22 protein-coding genes are annotated in these 22,661 nt (G+C 60.5%); 18 read left to right on the top strand and 4 right to left on the bottom strand.

Features of this window, described 5'->3' with window-relative positions:
• Positions 1-44: 44 nt before the first annotated feature.
• Positions 45-371, bottom strand: a complete 327-nt coding sequence (gene fdxA, locus VDP81_RS04690; RefSeq protein ID WP_322996801.1) for a ferredoxin FdxA — start codon at positions 369-371, stop codon at positions 45-47.
• Positions 372-537: 166 nt separating this feature from the next.
• Here fdxA and VDP81_RS04685 point away from each other — a divergent pair, with 166 nt between their 5' ends.
• The 4 genes from VDP81_RS04685 to accD all read left to right on the top strand — a co-directional run bounded on the left by VDP81_RS04685 (position 538) and on the right by accD (position 5,774).
• Positions 538-2,736 (top strand): bifunctional (p)ppGpp synthetase/guanosine-3',5'-bis(diphosphate) 3'-pyrophosphohydrolase, encoded by a 2,199-nt coding sequence (locus VDP81_RS04685; protein WP_322996802.1) that lies wholly within the window; start codon positions 538-540, stop codon positions 2,734-2,736.
• 111 nt (positions 2,737-2,847) lie between these two features.
• On the top strand, positions 2,848-4,047 hold the full coding sequence (trpB, locus tag VDP81_RS04680) for a tryptophan synthase subunit beta (RefSeq protein WP_322996942.1): 1,200 nt from the start codon (positions 2,848-2,850) through the stop codon (positions 4,045-4,047).
• A gap of 9 nt (positions 4,048-4,056) precedes the next feature.
• Positions 4,057-4,890 carry a tryptophan synthase subunit alpha gene (gene trpA / locus VDP81_RS04675; protein WP_323011688.1) on the top strand — a complete coding sequence of 278 codons (834 nt, stop codon included), beginning with the start codon at positions 4,057-4,059 and terminating at the stop codon, positions 4,888-4,890.
• Between the two features lie 2 nt (positions 4,891-4,892).
• Entirely contained in the window at positions 4,893-5,774 is an 882-nt protein-coding gene (gene accD / locus VDP81_RS04670) for an acetyl-CoA carboxylase, carboxyltransferase subunit beta (protein ID WP_322996804.1), read from the top strand.
• 212 nt (positions 5,775-5,986) lie between these two features.
• On the opposite strand, the gene VDP81_RS04665 is transcribed toward accD, so the two are convergent.
• The gene (locus tag VDP81_RS04665) at positions 5,987-9,100 is read right to left on the bottom strand and encodes an Rne/Rng family ribonuclease (RefSeq protein ID WP_323011687.1); all 3,114 of its coding nucleotides are present in this window, start codon (positions 9,098-9,100) and stop codon (positions 5,987-5,989) included.
• Between the two features lie 456 nt (positions 9,101-9,556).
• Between VDP81_RS04665 and VDP81_RS04660 the strand changes: the two genes are divergently transcribed.
• Both VDP81_RS04660 and VDP81_RS04655 read left to right on the top strand, forming a co-directional pair.
• Positions 9,557-10,561 (top strand): RluA family pseudouridine synthase, encoded by a 1,005-nt coding sequence (locus tag VDP81_RS04660; RefSeq protein ID WP_323011686.1) that lies wholly within the window; start codon positions 9,557-9,559, stop codon positions 10,559-10,561.
• Positions 10,558-11,235 carry an HAD-IA family hydrolase gene (locus VDP81_RS04655; protein ID WP_322996806.1) on the top strand — a complete coding sequence of 226 codons (678 nt, stop codon included), beginning with the start codon at positions 10,558-10,560 and terminating at the stop codon, positions 11,233-11,235. Before VDP81_RS04660 ends, VDP81_RS04655 begins: the two co-directional genes overlap by 4 nt.
• 10 nt (positions 11,236-11,245) lie before the next feature.
• Here the strand turns inward: VDP81_RS04655 and VDP81_RS04650 are convergent, their stop codons facing one another.
• Positions 11,246-11,953 carry an SAM-dependent methyltransferase gene (locus tag VDP81_RS04650; protein ID WP_323011685.1) on the bottom strand — a complete coding sequence of 236 codons (708 nt, stop codon included), beginning with the start codon at positions 11,951-11,953 and terminating at the stop codon, positions 11,246-11,248.
• Positions 11,950-12,543: a Maf family protein gene (locus VDP81_RS04645; RefSeq protein ID WP_323011684.1), complete on the bottom strand. Its 594-nt coding sequence runs from the start codon at positions 12,541-12,543 to the stop codon at positions 11,950-11,952. Before VDP81_RS04645 ends, VDP81_RS04650 begins: the two co-directional genes overlap by 4 nt.
• 106 nt (positions 12,544-12,649) lie before the next feature.
• Here VDP81_RS04645 and VDP81_RS04640 point away from each other — a divergent pair, with 106 nt between their 5' ends.
• From VDP81_RS04640 to VDP81_RS04585, 12 genes are all read left to right on the top strand, one after another.
• On the top strand, positions 12,650-13,156 hold the full coding sequence (locus VDP81_RS04640; protein ID WP_322996809.1) for a YceD family protein: 507 nt from the start codon (positions 12,650-12,652) through the stop codon (positions 13,154-13,156).
• Between the two features lie 65 nt (positions 13,157-13,221).
• Positions 13,222-13,404, top strand: coding sequence for a 50S ribosomal protein L32 (gene rpmF, locus VDP81_RS04635; protein ID WP_322996810.1), 183 nt, complete (start codon positions 13,222-13,224; stop codon positions 13,402-13,404).
• Positions 13,405-13,431: 27 nt separating this feature from the next.
• Entirely contained in the window at positions 13,432-14,490 is a 1,059-nt protein-coding gene (gene plsX, locus VDP81_RS04630; protein WP_323011683.1) for a phosphate acyltransferase PlsX, read from the top strand.
• 19 nt (positions 14,491-14,509) lie between these two features.
• Positions 14,510-15,484, top strand: coding sequence for a beta-ketoacyl-ACP synthase III (locus VDP81_RS04625; RefSeq protein ID WP_323011682.1), 975 nt, complete (start codon positions 14,510-14,512; stop codon positions 15,482-15,484).
• 9 nt (positions 15,485-15,493) lie between these two features.
• The gene (fabD, locus tag VDP81_RS04620) at positions 15,494-16,429 is read left to right on the top strand and encodes an ACP S-malonyltransferase (protein WP_323011681.1); all 936 of its coding nucleotides are present in this window, start codon (positions 15,494-15,496) and stop codon (positions 16,427-16,429) included.
• A gap of 1 nt (position 16,430) precedes the next feature.
• Positions 16,431-17,171, top strand: coding sequence for a 3-oxoacyl-ACP reductase FabG (gene fabG, locus VDP81_RS04615; RefSeq protein WP_322996814.1), 741 nt, complete (start codon positions 16,431-16,433; stop codon positions 17,169-17,171).
• Between the two features lie 186 nt (positions 17,172-17,357).
• Positions 17,358-17,597: an acyl carrier protein gene (acpP, locus tag VDP81_RS04610; RefSeq protein WP_043680887.1), complete on the top strand. Its 240-nt coding sequence runs from the start codon at positions 17,358-17,360 to the stop codon at positions 17,595-17,597.
• Positions 17,598-17,736: 139 nt separating this feature from the next.
• Positions 17,737-18,966: a beta-ketoacyl-ACP synthase II gene (fabF, locus tag VDP81_RS04605; RefSeq protein ID WP_322996815.1), complete on the top strand. Its 1,230-nt coding sequence runs from the start codon at positions 17,737-17,739 to the stop codon at positions 18,964-18,966.
• A gap of 10 nt (positions 18,967-18,976) precedes the next feature.
• The gene (rpoE, locus tag VDP81_RS04600) at positions 18,977-19,576 is read left to right on the top strand and encodes an RNA polymerase sigma factor RpoE (protein ID WP_322996816.1); all 600 of its coding nucleotides are present in this window, start codon (positions 18,977-18,979) and stop codon (positions 19,574-19,576) included.
• 9 nt (positions 19,577-19,585) lie between these two features.
• The gene (locus tag VDP81_RS04595) at positions 19,586-20,098 is read left to right on the top strand and encodes a sigma-E factor negative regulatory protein (RefSeq protein ID WP_322996817.1); all 513 of its coding nucleotides are present in this window, start codon (positions 19,586-19,588) and stop codon (positions 20,096-20,098) included.
• A complete protein-coding gene (locus VDP81_RS04590) occupies positions 20,095-21,102 on the top strand; it encodes a MucB/RseB C-terminal domain-containing protein (RefSeq protein ID WP_322996818.1) in 1,008 nt (335 codons plus the stop codon). The genes VDP81_RS04595 and VDP81_RS04590 overlap by 4 nt, the downstream gene beginning before the upstream one ends.
• Before the next feature lie 24 nt (positions 21,103-21,126).
• Entirely contained in the window at positions 21,127-22,611 is a 1,485-nt protein-coding gene (locus VDP81_RS04585; protein WP_322996819.1) for a Do family serine endopeptidase, read from the top strand.
• Positions 22,612-22,661: the final 50 nt, after the last annotated feature.

The raw sequence follows: 22,661 nt of genomic DNA, 5'->3' as shown, positions 1-22,661 counted from the left end.
AGTAAATACCCGGTCGCAAGAGTTGCCTTTTGCAGACAGAAGCGTCAGGGACGCTCTAAATACTTGAGTTTGTCAGCCACGCCATTCCAGTCGTCGGCGCCATCCAGCGGGGTGAGCGAACGATTGATGGGGCCAAAAGTAGGAGAAAGTTCTGCGTTCAGCGGGATGTAATCGACCTGATCCTGGGGGACGTCTTCTTCGGCGAAAATGGCGTTGGCCGGACATTCTGGCACGCAGACAGCACAATCGATGCATTCTTCGGGGTCGATGACCAGAAAATTAGGCCCTTCGCGAAAACAGTCCACCGGACAGACATCGACGCAGTCGGTATATTTACATTTAATACAGTTTTCGGTGACGACGTGGGTCATGAGGTGCTCCGGCAGAAAAACAAAGCCAACAAAGGCCATCCGGGATTTTACCTAATTTACGTGCCTTGGCAGCCAGAGCCTGATATGCAGGTAGGGGTGCCGCCCGCTGGACTCAAGTAGTATAGAGTCTAGTATCCGCCGAACCTATCTGAATGTTTCTCGTGTCATGAGCCACTCTACCGTCGTAGCACCTTCTGATCCCTTCGATGCGGACTGGTTTCGGGCTGCCTCCCAGGGGCTGGACGAGGCCGGGGTAGCCTTGCTGCAGCAGGCGGTGGATTGGGTGCGTCTACCTTTGCAGCAGGCGATGGCCAGCACAGGCGAGGCCTTGGATGCGCATTGCGCCGCAGTTGCGCTGATTCTTGCCGAGCTGGGCTCGGATGCTGCCACCCGGGCGGGGGCATTGCTGGCGGTGCAGCCCGTCCCGGCGGGCCAGTTGTCCCGCACGGACCCTTTGCGCAAGGCCTTTGGCCCAGATGTCGCCACGCTGGTTCAGGGGGCGCGCGCCCTGCTGATGCTGGGGGCGGTGGCTGGGCGTGCCGGGGCGGATTCCGGGGCCGACCAAAAAGAAATGCAGCGCAAGATGCTGTTGGCCATGGCGGCGGATCTGCGCATCGTGTTGATGCGGTTGGCTTCGCGGCTGCAGTCCTTGCGCTGGTATGCCGCCAGCCGTACGCCGTGCCCCCCCGAGTTCGCCCGCGAGACCATGGCCTTATATACGCCATTGGCCAATCGCCTGGGGATCTGGCAACTGAAATGGGAAATGGAAGACCTGTCGTTCCGGTTTTTACAGCCCGATACCTATAAGTCGATTGCGCGTCAGCTCGAGGAAAAACGCATCGAGCGCGAGGCCTTCATCGAGGCGGTCATGAGCCGCCTCCAGGCGGCACTGGATGATGCGCATATCCGGGCCGACATCAGTGGCCGACCCAAACACATCTATAGCATCTGGAACAAGATGCGGATCAAGCATCTTGAATTCCACCAGCTCTTTGACCTGCGTGCCTTGCGGGTGATTGTGGCTGACGAGCGTACCTGCTACGCCGCACTGGCCCTGGTCCATGCCATGTGGATCCCTGTGCCAGAGGAATTCGACGACTATATCGCCCGCCCCAAGCCCAATGGCTATCGTTCCCTGCATACCGTGGTGGCCGATGCGGAAGGCCGGGCCTTCGAGGTGCAGATCCGCACCCACGAGATGCACCGCTTCGCCGAATACGGCATGGCCGCGCACTGGCGCTATAAAGAAGCCGGTGCCCGGGGTGGGCAGGTGTCGGCGGCAGGCGCCGATGACCAGAAGATATCCTGGATGCGCCAGTTGCTGGCCTGGAAGGAGGACGGTGGCCCGGCGCCCGCCCCCGAGGCCCCGCCCGTCAGCAACCATATTTACGTCATGACGCCCCAGGCCCGGGTGCTCGAACTCCCCGCTGGGGCGACGCCGGTGGACTTTGCCTATTTGCTGCATACCGATCTGGGGCATCGCTGCCGGGGTGCGCGGGTGGATGGCCAGATGGTGCCCTTGTCTACCCGGCTGCGTACAGGGCAGACCGTCGAGATCATGGCCGCAAAGTCCGGCGGACCTTCGCGCGATTGGCTGAATCCGCAACTGGCCTATTTGGCCAGCCCCCGGGCACGGGCCAAGGTCCGGGCCTGGTTCAATGCGGTCGAACTGCAACAGCGTATCGCCCAAGGCCAGACCCTGGTCGAAAAGGAATTGCAGCGCCTGGGCAAGACCGCCATCAATCAAGAACACTTGGCGCAGCAGCTCGGCTTTGCCCGTGCCGATGATCTTTATGTGGCCGCCGCCAAAGAAGAATTCAGCCTGCGTCAGATCGATCAGGCCTTTCGCGAAGCCGAGCCCGGCGCACCGCTGCCGGATGCGGCGCGGGTCTATGCCAGCGAGGCCAGCAGCGTATCGCGCACCGGCAAGAGCGGCGTACTGGTGGTGGGGGTGGATTCCCTGATGACACAGCTGGCGCGCTGCTGTCGCCCAGCGCCGCCCGATGCCATCGAGGGCTTTGTCACCCGGGGTCGAGGCGTGTCGATTCACCGTCGCGACTGCAGCGCCTGGGCTGCCTTGGTATTGCGTCATCCAGAACGCTGCATACAGGTGGATTGGGGCGAAACCGGCCAGGCCATGTATCCGGTCGACCTCAATATCCATGCCCAGGATCGGCCCAATTTGTTGCGCGACCTGTCCGAGGTCTTTGCCCGCTTGCGGCTGCGTGTGGTGCGGGTCACGACTCATAGCCGTCGTTCGTTGGCCCATATGGTATTCACCATCGAGGTCCGCGATGGCGCTCAGATCCGTCAGGCGCTGGATGCGGTCAACGAATTGCCCGGGGTTCAGGCCAGTCGGCATTGACCTCCAGTTTGCGCAGCCCGACGCATCACGATGGGCGCTGCTAAAATGGCTGTTTGGCTGGCCGCAGTGGTCTGTCCGCCCGACTTGGGCACCTTAGAAGCGAGTCTGGATTTGAAACCCTATCATTTGCCGGATGCCCAGGGGCATTTCGGACAGTTTGGCGGTTCGTTCGTGGCCGAAACCCTGGTGCATGCCCTGGATGCCTTGCGGGATGCCTATCAGCAATACCGTGACGATCCGGAGTTCCTGCGCGAGTTCGCCGACGAACTTGAACACTTTGTCGGGCGTCCCAGCCCCGTCTATCATGCGCGACGCTGGTCGCAACAGTTGGGCGGCGCCCAGATCTGGTTCAAGCGTGAAGACCTCAATCACACCGGCGCCCATAAGGTCAATAATTGCATTGGCCAGGCCTTGCTGGCCCGACGCATGGGCAAAGCCCGCGTCATTGCCGAGACCGGGGCCGGTCAGCATGGGGTGGCCACCGCCACCGTGGCGGCACGCTACGGCCTGGAATGCGTGGTCTATATGGGTAGTGAAGATGTCCGCCGTCAGGCATCCAATGTCTACCGCATGAAGCTCTTGGGCGCCCAGGTGGTGCCGGTCGAATCCGGCTCGCGCACCCTCAAGGACGCACTCAACGAGGCCATGCGGGATTGGGTTGCCCACGTCGAGGACACCTTTTATATTATCGGGACGGTGGCTGGGCCACATCCTTATCCCCAGATGGTGCGCGACTTCCAGACCATCATCGGCCGTGAATGCCTGGAGCAAATGCCGCGTGATGCGGGCCGCCAGCCCGACTACGTGGTCGCGTCGGTCGGAGGGGGCTCCAATGCCATCGGTATTTTCCACCCCTATATCGAACACGAATCCGTCCATCTGATCGGGGTCGAGGCTGCCGGTCAGGGCCTGGACAGCGGGCATCATGCCGCATCGCTTAATCGCGGTGTGGTGGGGGTGCTGCACGGCAATCGCACGTATTTGCTGCAGGACGCCAATGGCCAGATCACCGAGACCCATTCCATCTCCGCTGGCCTGGATTACCCGGGCGTTGGCCCGGAACACGCTTGGCTGAAGGATGTCGGCCGTGCCCAGTATGTGGGCATTACCGACCAAGAAGCCCTGGCCGCGTTTCATGAGTGCTGCCGCATCGAGGGCATTATGCCGGCACTGGAATCCGCGCATGCAATTGCCTATGCCACCAAGCTCGCCCCCACGCTGTCGCCCGACCAGATCATTCTGGTCAATGTCTCGGGGCGGGGCGACAAAGACATGCATACCGTTGCCGAATACAGCGGCATTACGCTTTAGGAGCCCGCTTTGACAGCTGCAGCATCCAATCAACGCCTGGCCGCTTGTTTCGGCGGCCTGTCGGGGCGCACGGCCTTGATTCCCTACATTACCGCAGGCGATCCGCTGGCCGGGTCCACACCTGATCTCATGCATGCTCTGGTGGCAGCCGGGGCGGATGTCATCGAGCTGGGGGTGCCGTTCTCTGATCCCATGGCCGATGGCCCCGTGATCCAGCAGGCAGGCGAGCGTGCCATTGCCGCTGGGGTCAGCTTGACCCGGGTGCTGGCCATCGTGGCTGAATTCCGTCAACGCGACAAGCGGACCCCGGTGGTCTTGATGGGGTACGCCAATCCGGTCGAGTGCCTCGGCCAGCAAGTTTTTGCCGATCAGGCTGCTGCTGCCGGCGTGGATGGTGTTCTGGTGGTGGATTACACACCGGAAGAATCCGCCGACTTTGCCGCCCGGTTGTCCGCTGTCGGCCTGGACTCGATTTATCTGTTGGCGCCTACGTCCACCGAAGCCCGCATGAAAGCCATCGCCCGTCTGGCACGTGGCTACGTCTATTATGTGTCCCTCAAGGGGGTCACGGGGGCTGGCAATCTGGATACCGATGATGTGGCGCGACATTTGGCCACCATTCGCCGCCATGTTGCCATTCCCGTCGGGGTGGGTTTTGGCATCCGCGATGCCGCCAGTGCGGCGCGTGTCGCCGCCCATGCCGATGCTGTCGTCATCGGCAGCAAACTCATCCAAATCCTCGAAGATACCTCGCGCCGCGATGGCCCCCAGGCGGCTATTCAGGCCGTGGCTGGATGGTTGGCCGACGTGCGCCAGGACATCGATAAAATTCAAAAAGGCTAACCATGAGCTGGTTCGAAAAGATACTGCCTCCCCGCATCAATCGCCATAGCGATGCCACGTCCAAACGCGTGCCCGAAGGCCTATGGGTCAAGTGCCCATCCTGCGAGTCCGTACTCTATAAGGAAGACCTGCAGGCCACCTTCAATGTCTGCCCCAAGTGCAGCCATCATATGCGGATTGGTGCTCGTGCCCGGATCGATTCCCTGATGGACCCAGAGGGCCGCACCGAAATCGGTGCCCAGACGCGCCCCATGGACCCGCTGAAATTCAAGGACTCGCGTCGATATCCCGAGCGCGTCACCGAGGCCACCAAACAAACCGGTGAATCCGAGGCCATGGTTGTGGTCAGTGGCACCATTCTGTCGGTGCCCGCCGTGTTGGCCTGCTTTGAATTTGCGTTCATGGGGGGCTCCATGGGCTCTGTGGTGGGTGAACGTTTCGCACGTGGCATCCAGGCCGCCATTGAGCAGCGCATGCCTTTTATCTGTGTGTCGTCCTCGGGCGGTGCGCGCATGCAGGAATCCCTGTTTTCCCTGATGCAGATGGCCAAGACCACTGCCATGCTGCATCAGTTGTCCGATGCGGGCCTGCCGTTCATCAGTATCCTGACCGATCCCACCATGGGGGGCGTGTCGGCCTCCTTCGCCTTCATGGGCGATGTGGTGATTGCCGAGCCCAATGCCTTGATTGGTTTTGCTGGGCCGCGCGTCATCGAGCAGACCGTGCGTGAAAAGTTGCCGGAAGGCTTTCAGCGGGCTGAATTTCTGTTGACCAAAGGCGCTATCGACCGGGTCATCGACCGTCGCGAACTCCAGGCCGAAGTCGCCCATCTATTGGCTTTGTTCACGCGCCAGCCCATCGAGGTCGTCGCCAAGATCGCCTGATAAAGGGGTCACGTCAGGATAAAGGGGTCAGACTCCATTTTTTGAAAAATGGAGTCTGACCCCTTTATCAAAAATGGAGTCTGACCCCTTTATCCTTTATCTCTCTTTAACGTATATAGAAAGACCCGGGATTCTTGGAATCTCGGGTCTTTCTATATCGGACACTGTTCAGTACCGGCCCTCTGGTTGTCAGAGGGCCGTGTTTGCACCTGTCAGTGTGAGGTTTCCACCTGTTGCAGGGGTTCCTCTGTCCGTTGTGCGACGGTTTTACGGGCGCGGCCAAGCTTCGGGGCGTCAACAGGCGCTGCCGGGGCTGCACTTGTCCGGGTTTCAATCATCTGCATGCCGGTATTTTGCAGGGACTCAGCCAGGGGGGGCAGGACGATTGCTTGGCTGGCTGCTGCTGTCGCCGAGGTCGAGGCCTGTGGGGCTGCTTCGACGGCTTGCTGTGGCGCGTCAATGACTTGGACAGCTTGGACAGCCGCCGTCGCCACGATTTCTGCGTCCGCCTGGGCCACTGTATCCACCGAGGAGACTGTTTCAATGGCTTGAGCGGCTTGTTCGGTTTCTACTGCCTGCACCGTATCGACGGTCTCGATGGGTTCGGCTGCGGCGTTTTCTGCCGCGGCTGTCGTCTTGATGGCGTCGGCAGCGGCGGTGACCTCCGTCGTGACGGGTTCGATCACGACAGCAGTTTCTACCGCAACAGCAGTTTCGACTGCAACAGCAGTTTCTGCCGCTGCGGGAGTTTGAGCCACAGGATGGATCTCAGCAGGGGTGACTGTCTCGATGGTCGTGATGACCTGGGCCGTCTCGACAGCGACAAGCGGTGCAACCACGGGTTGTGGGGCCTCGGTCGTCACATCCAGGGCCTGGGGATCGAAGCGTGGTGTTTCGTGCGTTTCGAGATCCGATGCTTCGTTGGGCATGGTGCTGTCGTCGCCATCGTGGCTGTTGGTGGACTCGCCAGCCTCGTTGGTGCGGCGGCCACGGCGGCCACGGCGGCGGCGGCGCTTGCGCTCGGGATCAGGGGTCTCGGTATCGCCATCTTCGTCTATGTCGATGTCAGGGCCCGCAGAGGCCATGGTCTCTGCTTGTGGCGGCAGGATGTCGATGAAGTTGGATGCAGGTGCCGTGCTGGCTGCTGCAACAGCAAGCTTGGTTTCGACCACAGTGCTGACGCTGCTCTCGGCCTCGGGCGTTGCCACGGTATCCTGGACCTCGTCCTGGCGCGTGCGGCCACGGCCACGGCGGCTGTTGCTATTGCGGCCACGGCGGGAATCGCCGCCGTCCGTGCTGGCTTCCGGGGATGCCTGTGCGATCGGCTTGTCCAACTGGATATCGCGTTCTTCGGCATTGCGATCCGACCCGCTGCGGCCGCGGCGTGCGCCGTGGCGTGGTTCGTGACGAGCCTCGTCCGATCGGTCCGAGCGATCTGTGCGCGCTTCGGTGGATTCGGACTTTTCACCGCGTGGGGCGCGGTCGGTTCGGTGGTGATTGCGGCCATCGGCGCGGCGGCCCTGGTGGCGACCACCGCCGCCACGGCGTGGTTTTTCGTCCGAGCTGGCGGGGCTGGTTGACGGCTTTTCCGTCGGTGTGCTGGCTGGCGCAGAAGCGCCGGAGAACCAGGCGAGGATGCGCTTGAAGAAACCACCGGTGTCGGCTGGCGCCGGAGCGGCCGACGCGGACTTTGCAGGCCGGTCGACGTGCGGTGGCGCAGGCTGGGCCGGTTGGATGCTTTTGACCAGCGCCTCGGGGCGGGTGCCGGCCTCTTGGGCTTTATTGGGCTGCCAGACGAGCTTGTCTTCAGGTTCCTGGGCGAGTTCGAAGCTGGTTTTATTGTCATCCAGCCGTGGATCGTCGTGGCGCAGGCGCTCGATGTGGTGGTGCGGTGTTTCCAGGGATTTATTCGGGATCAGGACCAGATTGACCTTGAGGCGTGCTTCGATCTGGCTGATGTCGTGGCGCTTTTCATTCAGCAGGAAGGTGGCGACGTCCACCGGCACTTGGGCGTGCAGGGCGGCGGTGCCTTCCTTCATGGCTTCTTCTTGCAGCAGGCGCAGCACATGCAGGGCGCTGGACTCGGCGTCGCGAATGACACCGGTGCCGGTGCAGCGTGGGCAGGTGACGTGCGAACCCTCGTTGAGGGCTGGCCGCAGGCGCTGGCGGGATAGCTCCATCAGGCCGAAGCGGGAGATCTTGCCCATCTGTACGCGGGCTCGGTCAAAGTGCAAGGCATCGCGCAGGCGCTGCTCGACGGCGCGCTGATTCTTGCCGTCTTCCATGTCGATGAAGTCGATCACGATCAGGCCGCCCAAGTCGCGCAGGCGCAACTGGCGGGCGACTTCGTCGGCTGCTTCGAGGTTCGTGCGTACCGCAGTTTCCTCGATGTCGGCACCGCGTGTGGAGCGTGCCGAGTTCACGTCCACGGCCACCAGGGCTTCGGTGTGATCGATGACGATGGCGCCGCCTGAAGGCAGGGTCACCGTGCGGGAGTAGGCCGTTTCGATCTGGTGTTCGATCTGGAAGCGGGAAAACAGGGGCACGTCATCGTGGTAACGCTTGACGCGGCTGACGTTATCCGGCATGACCACGCTCATGAAGGCCAGGGCCTGGTCGTGGATGTCGTCGGTATCGATCAGGATTTCGCCGATTTCCAGCGAGAAATAATCGCGGATGGCGCGAATGACAAGGCTGGATTCCAGATAAATCAGGATGGGAGCCTTGTTTTCACGGGCAGCCCCGTCGATGGCCGTCCAGAGCTGCATCAGGTAGTTCAGATCCCATTGCAGTTCTTCGACGCTGCGGCCGATGCCGGCCGTGCGTGCAATCATGCTCATGCCGGCCGGGATATCCAGCTGGTCCATGGCTTCGCGCAGTTCTTGGCGGTCTTCGCCTTCGACGCGGCGCGAAACGCCGCCGCCGCGCGGGTTATTGGGCATCAGGACCAGGTAGCGGCCCGCCAATGAAATAAACGTGGTCAGGGCAGCGCCCTTGTTGCCGCGTTCTTCTTTTTCGACCTGGATAATGAGTTCCTGACCTTCAGTCAGGGCATCTTGTATCCGGGCGGAACGCACATCCACGCCTTCCTTGAAGTAGCTGCGAGCGACCTCTTTGAAGGGCAGAAAGCCGTGGCGTTCCTCGCCGTAGCTGACGAAGCAGGCTTCGAGACCTGGTTCTATGCGGGTAATGACACCTTTATAAATATTGCCTTTGCGCTGCTCGCGCCCGGCGGTTTCGATGTCCAGGTCGATGAGTTTTTGACCATCGACAATCGCGACGCGTAGTTCTTCTTGGTGCGTCGCATTGAACAGCATGCGTTTCATGAGTGGGTTTCTCCGTTGTCAGGGTGCGCCGGATTCGGCGCACGACCACGGGTCACTTGGTTGCGATGCGGCAGTCTGCGGGGAGAGGTGGCTGCGGACGTGTTCAGGCCGCGCCAGTCTCCGGTGGGGATGGCACGGTGCGCTGGTAGGCGCGTGGTTCTGGCAGCATGGGAGTCAGGGTCACGGTCGTGGTTGACGAAGAGTTGCTGGGAACGGCGAACGCGCATAGCGCGGCGTTCGGTGCGGAAGAACGAGCAGAAATCTGCAGCGTCGCACGCGGCGATGTGTCGATTGCTGTCTGATCCAGCAGACAGTCAACCAGGACGAGGCCGGCGACCAAAGACCCGAAGGCCGAAATCCAGGCAGTACAATGGTGTCCCTGCAGCCAGCCGGAGACGCGTGTGTCGTGTCTCTACGTATGGCGGTTTTCGGCCTCTATAAGGCTACGGCGATTATATGCTGCTTTTCCCTATGCGCAAAATAGATACTTCATCCGACCCCAAAGAGACGAGCGCGCCACAGGTGCGCCAGGTGGTGGTGGATACCGAATCAGAGGGGCAGCGGCTGGATAATTTCTTGTTGCGCCTCAGCAAAGGCGTCCCCAAAAGCCATCTCTACAAAGCCATTCGCGATGGTCAGGTGCGGGTCAATAAAGGCCGTTGCCGGGCGGATACACGCTTGCAGGTGGGGGATCAGGTGCGTATTCCGCCGCTGCGGCTGCCCGATCCTGGTGCCCGACGCCCGGTGCCGCCTGCCAGTTTTCCCGTGCTCTACGAGGACCCCCATCTGCTGGTTATCGATAAGCCTGCGGGGGTGGCCGTGCATGGTGGCAGTGGCGTGTCCTTTGGGGTCATCGAACAACTGCGTGCTGCCCGCCCCGACGAGCGTCTGCTGGAACTCGCCCACCGACTGGACCGCGAGACCTCCGGCGTGCTGATGATTGCCCGTAGCCGCAAGGCGCTGCTGGCCTTGCACGAGATGATGCGCAATAGCCAGGGTCATAAGCACTACCTGGCCCTGGTGGTCGGCGATTGGGTCAATGACCGCCAGCATATTCGTCTGCCCTTATTGAAGTATCTAACCCCCAGCGGCGAGCGCCGCGTGCGGGTCGATGCCCAAGGCAAGGCCGCCCACACCATCATTAGCTTGAAACATCGCTATGGCGGTGCGTATTCCTTGGTGGATGCCGAGCTGCGCACAGGGCGCACCCACCAGATCCGGGTGCATCTGGCCGCACAAGGCCACCCCATTGCGGGCGACGAGAAATATGGCATTGAGTCCATCCGCACGGCCTTGTTCGCGCAGGGCTTGCGGCGCATGTTTCTGCATGCGCATCGCCTGGAAATCCCCCATCCCATCACTGCCGAACCCTTGCGACTGGAAGCGCCATTGCCTGCCATGTGCCAGGCGTTTCTGGACAGCCTCAGCCAGGGTTATGTGCGCTCTGCTGGAAAACCATGATGCAAACACACCACAGTCTCTCTGCCTATCGCGCTGTCATTTTCGACTGGGACGGCACTTTGCTGGATTCCACCCATCATATTGTCAGTGCCCTGATCGGCGCCTGCCGGGACCTGGGCCTGCCAGAACCCAGCCGCGAAGCGGCGGGCTGGGTCATTGGTCTGTCGCTGCAGGCCGCCCTTGAGCAGTTGGTGCCAGGGCTGAAGCCAGAGCAGATTGACCCCTTCGTTGACCGTTATCGGGCTCATTTCATGCAGCGCCAGGGGGAGATCCACTTTTTTGACGGCCAGGTCGGACTGCTGCGCGCGCTGCATGCCAATGGGACTATCCTGGGGGTCGCCACCGGCAAGAGCCGTCGTGGCTTGGATCAATCCATCGAGCAGTTGGGCCTGCAAGGCCTGTTCCAGGCCACCCGCACCGTCGACGAGGCCCATGGCAAGCCCGATCCCGACATGCTGAATCAGCTATTGTCCGAGCTTGATCTGACGCCGGACGCCACTTTGATGGTGGGCGATACCACCCACGACGTCCTGATGGCGCGGGCGGCGGGCCTCGATAGTCTGGCGGTTGCCTATGGGGCGCATCGGGCCGATTTGCTCGAATCCGCCCGTCCCACCGCTTTGGTGAAGACGGTACCGGACATGCAGGCCTGGATCAAAGCCCGTACGGCTTGAAGCAAAGCATTTATCCGGCCAAAAACAGAAATAATGTGGGCTGTCGCTCGAAGTCGGGCGCACCTGCCTTGCGCCATTCCTGGATGCTCAAGGTGCGTACGGATTCTTCTTTGCAGGTCAGGGAACTGGCTACGCACAGGCGCGTCGATTCTCGCAAGACGCTCAATAAGGCCTCGAACAACGCCAGGTTGCGGTAGGGGGTTTCAATCAAAATCTGCGTCTGCTGGTGTTTGTGCGATAGAGACTCCCAGGCTCGCAACTGCGCATCGCGTTCGTGGGCTTTGACTGGCGCATAGCCATGAAAGGCAAATCGCTGACCTTGCAGGCCGCTGGCCATCAGGCCCAGCATGATCGATGATGGCCCGGTCCAGGGCTGCACGCGCAGTCCGCGTGCCTGTGCCTGTGCGACCACCAGCGCACCAGGGTCGGCCACCGCCGGGCAGCCAGCCTCTGATACCAGCGCCAGGTCCTGGTCTGTGGGCACGGCGGCCAGCCAGTCGCGAATTTCCTGTGCCGTCGTATCAGCCCGCAGCGTGTGAATCGTGATTTCCTGCAGCGGCACTGCAGTGCCGATCAGCTTCAGGAAGGCTCGGGCGGATTTCGCATTTTCAGCGATAAAAAACCTGAGCTGGGCGGCGATTTCGCGTGCAGTCTGGGGTAGCCAGCGTTCGGGGGCGCTATCCCCCAGTCCGACAGGGATAAGATGCAAAATCGTCATGGTTTGGCAAGAGATAATGGGTTCAAGGGATCGACGCCGAAGGTGCGCAGCATGCGACAGACAGCCATCAGCGGCAGGCCGATCAGCGCGCTCGGGTCATCGCTGCGCATGCTGTCCATCAGGGCGATGCCCAGGGCTTCGGCCTTGGCGCTGCCTGCCGTATCGTAAGGCTGCTCTGTTTCCAGATAATATTGGATCTGGGCGGCGGACAGCGGCAGAAAACGGCATTCGGTGGGGATTTCTTCCAGCAGGAATTGCTTCCCATCACTGACACAGACCGCTGTGTGGAATAATACCGTGTGCCCGCTAAAGCTTTGTAGCTGTGCTTGGGCGGCCTGATGTGAACCCGGTTTGCCAATGGCCTGTCCATTGAAATCAGCCACTTGGTCGGACCCGATCACCAGCGCGTCGGGGAAATCAGCCAAAATACGGCGGGTTTTTTCCACAGCCAGTCGCTTGGCCAAATCGCGCGGTGATTCATCGGGCTGTGGCTGTTCGTCGATCTCCGGTGAACAGCACTGAAAGGGCAACTGCAGGCGTTGCAGCAGTTCGCGTCGGTAGGGCGAGCTGGAAGCCAGGATAAGCGTCATGGTTTCTGTGCAAAACAGGCAGTTTACTGCGCTACGTTGCGGGTTCAAATTGACTTGGCTTGTCGAAGTCAATTAAAATCTAATGTTTTCCTAGAGGCCATGATCGATGCATATTGATGCCCTGGAGTTTTCGCGGGCGATGCGTGTGGCCGAGGGGCGCACAGTAGCGCATGAATTCACCCGTTTGTGTCAGGATTTGCCCCAACCTCAGGATGGCGAAATCAGCTGGCAGGTATCCGGACGGCACGATGTCCCAACCGGGCGCATGGGGCTGGGTATCCAGGCCCAAGGCCAGGTCAGTCTGGTGTGCCAGCGCTGTCTTGAGGCCATGCCTGTGCTGCTGCAGGTGGATAATGTCGTCGGTCTGGCCCGTGATCAGGCGCGTTTGGATGCATTGGACGCCTTGGATTCCAGTGGCGAAGGGTCGGATATCGAATACGTTTTGGCGGACCAGCGGCTGGATTTGCTGGCGCTGATCGAAGACGAGCTGATTCTGGTTTTGCCTTATGCGCCCCGGCACGATGTCTGTCCGGTAGCTGTGGATCAGGCGGATTCGGTTGCTCAGGATAAATCATCACCCTTTGCTGTTCTCGAACAGCTCAGGAAACACTAACACCTTATTTAACTCGCGGGCTCATGCTTATCTTAAAATGAGCGGCCCCGATCTCAGGAGTCACCATGGCTGTTCAGCAAAACAAAAAGAGCCCGTCCAAGCGCGGCATGCATCGTTCACACGATTTCCTCACGGTGCCCGCCACGGCCATCGAGCCCACCACGGGCGAACAGCATCTGCGTCATCACATCAGCCCTAACGGGGTGTATCGTGGCCGCAAGGTCCTCAAGACCAAGAACGACGAATAATCAGGTTATCGGCTGAATTTTCATTCAATGCCTGATCGTACTATTACCGTTGCCATCGACTGCATGGGCGGCGACCATGGCCTGCCCGTGACTTTGCCGGCGGCGGTGGCGTTTGCCCAGGCATACCCCGATACCCGCTGTCTGTTGGTGGGCGATGAATCTCAGATCCGTCCCTTGCTGGTCGATCATGGGCGCTTGGCGGGGCAGCTTGATATTTTGCATGCCTCCGAAGTCGTCACGATGCACGATTCGGTCGAGGTCGCCTTGCGCCGCAAGAAAAACTCGTCCATGCGGGTGGCTGCCCAGGCGGTGAAGGACGGTCACGCCGATGCTGCAGTATCGGCAGGCAATACCGGGGCCTGGATGGCAATTTCCCGTTATGTCCTGAAGACCCTGGAAGGCATTGATCGGCCAGCCATTGCCACGGCGCTGCCCAACCAAAAAGGCGGGGCCACCACGGTGCTGGATCTTGGGGCCAATGTCGATTGCACGGCGGACCATCTGCTGCAGTTCGGGCTGATGGGCGCGGCCCTGGTATCGGCAGTGGATAAACAGGTTCAGCCTTCGGTGGGCTTGCTCAATATTGGTGAAGAACTCATCAAGGGCAACGAGGTCGTCAAACAGGCTGCCGAGTTGCTGCGTGCCAGCGGTCTGAACTTCTACGGCAACGTTGAAGGCGACGATATTTTCAAAGGGACAGTCGATGTGGTCGTTTGCGACGGCTTTGTCGGCAATGTCGTCTTGAAATCCGTCGAAGGTCTGGCGCGCATGATCAGCACCATGATGCGTGAGGAGTTCCGCCGCAACCCGCTCACCATGGCCTCCGGCCTGGTGGCCACGCCGGTGTTGCGGCGGTTCCGTGCCCGGGTCGACAATCGTCGCTACAATGGCGCAGCGCTGCTGGGGCTGCGTGGCATCGTCATCAAGAGCCACGGCTCGGCGGATGTCTATGCCTATGGGCAGGCTCTGCAACGCGCCCGTGAAGCAGTCCTTAATGGTCTGCTTCAGGGGACTATCCAGCGCTTGGATGCTTTGCGCAGTCGGATGCCGTCCCCGCAGTCGGGCGATGCGACATCGGCTGTCTAGACCTTTATTCGGAATCGATATGCCCTACGCCAGGATTGCCGGAACCGGCGGTTATCTGCCTACTCATGTCGTCACCAATGACGAGCTGGCAGCCGATCTAGCGACACGTGGTGTCGAGACCTCAGACGCCTGGATCACAGAGCGCACCGGCATCCGCCAGCGCCATATCGCTGATCCGGGCACCAAGACCAGTACTCTGGCCACCGCTGCGGCTCAGGCCGCGCTGGAAAATGCCGGCCTGCGGGCCGAGGACATCGATCTGATCATCGTGGCCACCTCCACCCCGGATTTTATTTTTCCCAGCACTGCTTGCGTGGTGCAGGCCAATCTGGGTGTCGGGGGGGCGGCTGCTTTTGATATCCAGGCGGTTTGCAGCGGTTTTGTCTATGCCATGGCGACGGCGGATGCCATGATACGTGCGGGGCGTGCACGTCACGCGCTGGTGATTGGCGCCGAAGTTTTTTCCGGCATCCTGGATTGGTCTGATCGCCGCACCTGTGTGCTGTTCGGTGATGGTGCGGGGGCCATGATCCTGAGCGCTTCTGATCAGCCAGGCATCCTGGCGGCCCAGCTCAATGCCGATGGCCGCCAACAGCATATCCTGTGTGCCGCAGGCAATGTGTCCGGGGGGCAGATCACGGGCGATCCGTTTTTGCGCATGGATGGCCAAGCCGTCTTCAAGCTGGCGGTCAATTCTCTGACACGCTCGGCGCGCCAAGTCTGCGAGGAAGCCGGTGTCCAGCTCTCCGAGCTGGATTGGATGGTACCGCATCAGGCCAATATCCGTATTCTCAACTTCATCGGTCGCAAGCTCGATCTGCCCGAGGAAAAACTCATCGTCACGCTGGACCGGCACGCCAATACGTCGGCAGCCAGCGTACCGTTGGCCTTTGATGTCGCTTGGCGCGATGGCCGCATGCAGGCTGGTCAACTGGTCTTGCTGCAGGGGGTGGGGGGTGGCTTCACCTGGGGCTCCGTGCTTGTCAAACTCTAAGGACTACGCATGAAAGTTGCATTTCTATTTCCTGGTCAGGGTTCTCAGTCAGTCGGCATGATGGATGCCTGGGCTGAGCATGCTGGCGTGCAGGCTGTCTTGCAGCAAGGCAACCATGCCTTGGGCGAAGACCTGACCGGCCTGATTGCCCATGGCCCGGCTGATGCGCTCAATCTCACCACCAATACCCAGCCGGCCATGTTGCTGTGCTCGGTGGCCATGTATCGTGCCTGGCAACAGGCAGGTGGCCTGACGCCCGCGCTGGTGGCTGGTCATAGTCTGGGTGAATATTCGGCGCTGGTGGCGGCCGGTGCCTTGGATCTGGCCGATGCCGTGCGCACGGTACGGGTGCGGGCTCAGGCCATGCAATCGGCGGTTCCGGTGGGCCAGGGGGGCATGGCTGCCATCCTGGGGCTGGATGACGAGGCCGTGCGTCAGGTCTGTGCCCAGGCCAGCGGGGATCAGATGATCGTTGAGGCCGTCAATTACAACGCGCCTGCGCAGGTGGTGATTGCAGGCCATGTGGCTGCCGTCGAAAAGGCCTGCGAGCTTGCCAAGGCTGCCGGGGCAAAGCGCGCCCTGAGCTTGCCGGTGTCCGCGCCCTTTCATTCGCGTTTGCTACAACCGGCCGCCCAGGTGCTGCAAGACACGCTGGCTGCCATCGAGATTCATACACCGAACATTCCGTTGATCAATAACGTCGATGTGGCCATGCCCGCCGACCCGGTTGCGATCCGGGATGCTTTGGTGCGTCAGGCCTGGCATCCAGTGCGCTGGGTAGAGACCATCCAATCCATGAAACAGCAGGGGATCACCCACCTGGTCGAATGTGGCCCAGGCAAGGTGCTCTCTGGCCTGGTAAAGCGCATCGACCGCGATCTGGTCGCTTACAACATTACTGATCCGGCGTCCTTGCAGCAAACATTGGACGCCCTGGGAGCCTGACATGGAAGACCATAGTCTGACTGGAAAAATCGCCCTGGTGACGGGTGCATCACGCGGTATAGGCCGGGCAATCGCCCAGCAGTTGGCTGCCGCAGGCGCGACCGTGATCGGTACTGCCACGTCATCGGCTGGCGCCGATGGCATTACGGCTGCATTGTCGGCTCAGGGTGGCCGCGGGGTTGTGCTGAATGTAGACGATAGCGCTGCCTGCGACGCTCTGCTGGCCGAGCTGGCCAGCCAAGGCGGGCCGCATATCCTGGTCAATAACGCGGGCATCACCCGAGATGGTCTGGTGCTGCGCATGAAGGACGACGACTGGGCCGCGGTGATCAACACCAATCTGTCCGCCGTGTTCCGCTTGTCGCGCGGAGTGGCCAGGACCATGATGAAGGCCCGGTGGGGTCGTATCATCAATATCTCATCGGTGGTGGGCTACAGCGGCAATCCCGGCCAAGTCAATTACGCTGCCGCCAAGGCTGGTGTTGCTGGCCTGTCGCGGTCACTGGCCCAGGAGCTCGGCAGCCGGGGCATTACCGTCAATTGCGTGGCCCCCGGGTTTATCGACACCGACATGACGCGCACCCTGACTGACGCCCAAAAATCCGCCATTCTGCAGCAGATTCCCCTGGGGCACCTGGGCACGGATCAAGACATTGCCAGCGCAGTTTCCTACCTGGCCAGCCCCCAGGCAGGTTACATAACAGGCACTACGCTGCACGTCAATGGCGGTATGTACATGTAATCCATTAAGAACGGATATTGCTGTCTAAGGTAAAATCCGTTCAGATTCTGTAGGCAGGACTCGGTGCTTTTACTTGCCAGCGTATATGCGTCTGGTCCCGAGCTGCTTTTTTTTGACTACAACCCCGCAGCCCAGCTGTCCTCGTTTGGCTATAATTCGCGGGATTTTTCCTAACTGGAGATATGCATGGAAAGCATCGAACAGCGCGTCAAGAAGATCGTCGCTGAGCAACTTGGCGTCAATGAAGCCGAGATCAAAAACGAATCTTCCTTCCTTGACGACCTCGGTGCCGATTCGCTCGACATGGTCGAGCTCGTGATGGCCCTCGAAGACGAATTCGAAACAGAAATTCCCGACGAGGAAGCCGAAAAAATCACGACGGTGCAGCAGGCGGTCGATTACATCACCTCGCATAGCAAACAGTAATCTTTTTCCGACCCGACGCCGGCAGTGGGCCGCGTCCGGGCCACGGGCAGTTCGTGACGGGTGATCATCGGGCAGGCAGGCTTGCGTGTCCGACCTGATGATCTGCCATGAGCTGCTTTTTTTATTTCAGGAGCCATATGTGAAACGACGAGTCGTGATAACCGGGCTAGGCATCGTGTCGCCGGTGGGAAATGATGTCGAAACTGCTTGGGACAATCTGATTCATGGCCGATCAGGGATTGGTCGGGTGACGCGATTCGACGCCTCGGTGTTAAACAGCCAGGTCGCTGGTGAAGTCAAAGACTTTCAGGTCACAGACTACATCGGCATCAAGGAAGCCAAGCAAATGGATACCTTCATCCATTATGGCGTGGCAGCGGGTATACAGGCTTGGCGCGACTCCGGGCTGGATATCGAGCGCGAGGACGCGGATCGCATCGGGACGATCGTTGGCTCTGGCATCGGTGGACTGCCGCGCATCGAAGAAACCCAGATTGAATTCCTGCAGCGCGGTGCACGGCGGATATCGCCGTTTTTTGTGCCTGCCTCCCTGATTAATCTGATTTCCGGCCAGATTTCCATCATGCTGGGCCTCAAGGGCCCCAGTTATGCGGTGGTGTCGGCCTGCACCACGGGACTGCACTGTATTGGCGACGCAGCCCGCCTGATCGAATACGGCGATGCTGACGTCATGCTGGCTGGCGGGGCCGAAAGCTCCGTGTCGCCCCTGGGCATGGGGGGCTTTGCCGCGATGCGCGCCCTGTCCACCCGCAATGACGATCCCGCTACGGCCTCACGTCCCTGGGATCGGGATCGCGATGGTTTCGTCTTGGGCGAAGGAGCCGGGGTGCTGGTGCTCGAAGAATACGAACACGCCAAAAAGCGTGGTGCCCGCATCTATGCCGAATTCCTTGGGTTTGGCATGAGCTCCGACGCGCACCACATCACCACGCCGGATCAGGACGGCCCACGGCGCGGCATCCTGCACGCTTTGCGTAACAGCCATGTCAATGCCGAGCAGATCAGTTATGTGAATGCACACGGGACATCCACCCCCTTGGGCGACAAAAACGAGACCGAAGCGCTGAAGCTTGCTTTTGGTGATCATGCCCGTCGCCTGGTGGTCAATTCCACCAAGTCCATGACAGGACACCTGCTGGGGGCTGCCGGGGGGATTGAAGCCGTGTTCACCACCCTGGCCATCCAACGCCAGGTGTCGCCACCCACCATCAATATTTTCAATCAGGACCCCGAGTGCGACCTGGATTATTGCGCCAATCAGGCACGCGATCTGAAAATCGATGTGGCTTTGTCGAATTCCTTTGGATTCGGCGGCACCAACGGTTCCATGATCGTGGGACGTCTGTAAGGGCAGCGGCATGAGCGAGCGCGAGGTCGACCTCGCGCTGGTCGAGCGTGTGCGACGCGGCGACCGGCATGCCTTTGATCTGCTGGTCATCAAATACCAGCGAAAAATCATGCGCCTGCTGTCGCGCATGATCAACGATTCCGCCGATATCGAAGATGTGGCCCAGGAAGCTTTCATCAAGGCCTATCGGGCCTTGCCCCAGTTTCGCGGCGACAGCGCCTTTTATACCTGGCTATACCGCATTGCCATCAATACGGCCCGTAACTGGCAGGCTGCCAATTTTCGGCGTCCGGTCACGGTTTCCGCGCTCGAAAACGAAGACGGTGAAACTTTTGACCAAATCGATGGCCTAAGTGATAGCAACACGCCCGAATCCATGATGGCCAGCCGTCAGGTTGCGCAGACGGTCAATGCAGCCATCGAAGACTTGCCTGATGATTTGCGCACGGCCATTGTGTTGCGAGAAATCGAAGGGATGAGTTATGAAGACATCGCCAACACCATGCAGTGCCCGATCGGGACGGTCCGATCACGTATTTTCCGGGCCCGAGAGGCCATTGCGGCGCGTCTGCGTCCTGTCATGGAACAAGACCCGGCCCGCCGCTGGTAAGGAATGCTCATGAACACCAAACCCGAACCCATCCCCGCCGATCACGCCTGGGAGGCTGCTGTTTCCACCTGGGTAGATGGCGAGGCAGACCTGCGCGCCGACGAACTGGACAGTCCCTATGGCCGACAGGTCTGGGATACCTATCATTTGATCGGTGACGTCATGCGCAGTCAGGACCTCGCTTTACAGCCTTCAGAGCGCTTCTATGCCCGCGTCTCTGCAGCGCTGGACGCCGAGCCCACCGTCCTGGCACCAGCACGTCTGGGTCGGCATCATTCCTGGCGCCTGGGCCTGTCCGGCCTGGCGGTGGCCGCCGCCGTGGCGTCGGTGGTCTGGGTGGCCAGGCCTTTCCTGATGGGGGCCGATGCACCGCCCGTGGCCGCTACGCCCGTGCTGGCGCAGGCGGCAGAGGCCGATGTCAATGATCCTTCATTGGCGGGCTATATGGCGGCGCATCAGGCCATGGCGGGGGCAGAACCCGTGCGTCAGGTGTCGTTCGACAGCATGGGACCGGACCAATGACCAGCCCCGGCGGCGTGGCTCGCTGGGGGGTAGGCCTGCTGCTCGGCCTGTTGCTGGGGGGGGCTTATGCCGCAGATCCCAAGCCCAGCCCTCAGGCCGCCCCGGATGTGCTGGCGTTTTTGCAGCAGGTTCAGGACTCGGCTCGCAAGCTGGACTACGTCGGCACCTATACCTATCAGGAAGGCCATCATTTGATGGCTTTCCACCTGACGCATATGCTGGATGGCATGGGCGAACGCGAACGTCTAGAGGTCCTGGACGGCCCCCCACGCGAATGCCTGCGCCAGAACGGCATCGAGCAATGCCTGCATCCGGGTGCCAAACTGATCGTCAGCCAGCCCGCCCGCAGCGACCATTTTCCGGGTTTGTTGCTGGATAATGCGCAGTCCATCGTCAATCACTACGATTGGCAGCCTCTGCCGCATCACTATCGGGTGGCCGGGCGTGAATGCGCTGTCTCTGATCTGAAGGCGCGCGACGATCTGCGCTACAGCTATCGTCTTTGTACCGACACCCAGACCCATTTATTGCTCAAGCTCCAGACGCTGGACACGGAAGGCCAGGTGATCGACCAGACGGCCTTCAGCAATATTCAACTGGGGGCCGATGCTCAGCCTGCGACGCTGGTGCCCTCCTGGGACACGCGTAGCTGGCGGTTGGTCACCGAATCCGTTGCCGAGACCAATTTGCAGGCCCAGGGCTGGCGCTTTACCTTGCCTGCGGGTTTCCTGCCTGTGATCCAATTGACCCGCCAGATTGGCCGGGCGCATGCGGTCAATCAGTATGTGATTTCAGACGGTTTGGCTGCTATTTCAATTTTTATTGAAACCTTTGACCCCGAACGTGATCAAAACATCAGACAGGGAGACTCGCGACAGGGAACCGTCAATGTTTACCGGATGCGTCTTGCATCCTATTGGCTGACCGCTGTTGGCGAAGTCCCAGCCCGGACTGTCCGGGATCTGGTGCGTGCAGTGCAATATGTGCCGCAAGCAGCCCACTAAGCACCCAATTCCAAGGAGAATTACATGGCTTTAACTTTGCCCAGTGCACCGCTTGTCAAGCGACTGGTTGCCTGCGCAGCGACCAGCCTGTTCCTGGTGTCCGCCTCGCCTATGGCGGCGGCACAGGCCCAGCCTGCCATCTCGACGGTGGCAGGGCTACCGGATTTCACCCAGATAGTCGCTGATACCGAAAACTCCGTCGTCAATATTCGCACCACCGAGACCGTGCCCGTCGGGCGCATGCAGGGTGGACCAGGCGGCGACCCCTCTGATCTGTTTCGCTGGTTCTTCGGCCCGGACTTCGCGCCCCCTGGGGCTGCGCCACAAAAGCCATCGCGCCCGCACGCCCAGCCGAATCAACCCAATCAGGCTGCCCCTAAAGAACGCACAGTGCCGCGTGGCATCGGCTCGGGCTTCATCCTGTCCCAGGATGGCTATATCCTGACCAACAACCACGTGGTTGATAATTCCAATGGCATCTTCGTCACCATGACGGATGGCAAGGAATACAAAGCCAAGGTCATCGGCACCGATGCCCGTACTGATATTGCTCTGCTCAAGATCGATGCCAAGGACCTGAAGCCTTTGCCGATCGGTGACTCCAATACCCTTAAAAAAGGTCAGTGGGTATTGGCAATCGGGTCGCCTTTTGGCCTGGACTCCACGGTCACGGCGGGCATCGTCAGCGCCATCAATCGCGATACCGGCGATTATCTGCCGTTCATTCAGACGGATGTCGCCGTGAATCCTGGTAACTCGGGTGGTCCGTTGATCAATCTCGAAGGCCATGTCGTGGGGATCAATTCACAGATTGTCTCGCGCAGCGGCGGCTTTATGGGGATTTCCTTGGCGATTCCCATCGATGAAGTCATGCGTGTGGTGGATCAGCTCAAGGCCCATGGCAAGGTTATCCGTGGCCGTATCGGGGTGCAAATCACCGAAGTTCAGGACGAAGTCGCCACTGCGCTGGGGTTGGGTGATGCCCATGGGGCATTGGTCAGCAGCGTGGACCCCGATGGCCCAGCCGCCAAGGCCGGGGTGCATCCGGGCGACGTCATCACGCAATTCGATGGCCAGGAAATAAAGCACATGTCCGATCTGCCCCGTCTGGTGGGGGCCTCCAAGCCTGGCACGGATGCCACCATCCAGGTCTGGCGCAAGGGCAAGACCGTGGATCTGAAGGCCAAGGTTGCCGAACTCGAACAGCCGGCCGCTGATCAGTCCGGTGAGCAGGCTCCAGAAGCGGAGGGCACCGATCGTCTGGGTCTTGCCGTCAAGGCCTTGCCCGCGGATGCAGGCACGGATGAAGGCGTGGAGGTCAGCCTGGCTGAGGGGGTGGCTGCCGAATCTGGCATCCAGGCCGGCGACATCATTCTGCGCATCAACGATAACGACATCACCAGCCCGAAACAGTACGAAAAAGTGGTCAAAGCCCTGCCCAAGGACAAGCCCGTCGTGCTGTTGGTCAGCCGTGATCAGCAATCCCAGTGGGTGATTCTCAAGCCCTGATGACTGGCTCTGGGGGGGTGTACGCCCCCCTGTCGGGAAAAAGCTAAAAT

Origin of the sequence: Castellaniella sp., assembly GCF_034675845.1 — a bacterium.
Lineage (GTDB): Bacteria > Pseudomonadota > Gammaproteobacteria > Burkholderiales > Burkholderiaceae_B > Castellaniella.
This window is presented reverse-complemented; position numbering and strand designations above follow the sequence as displayed.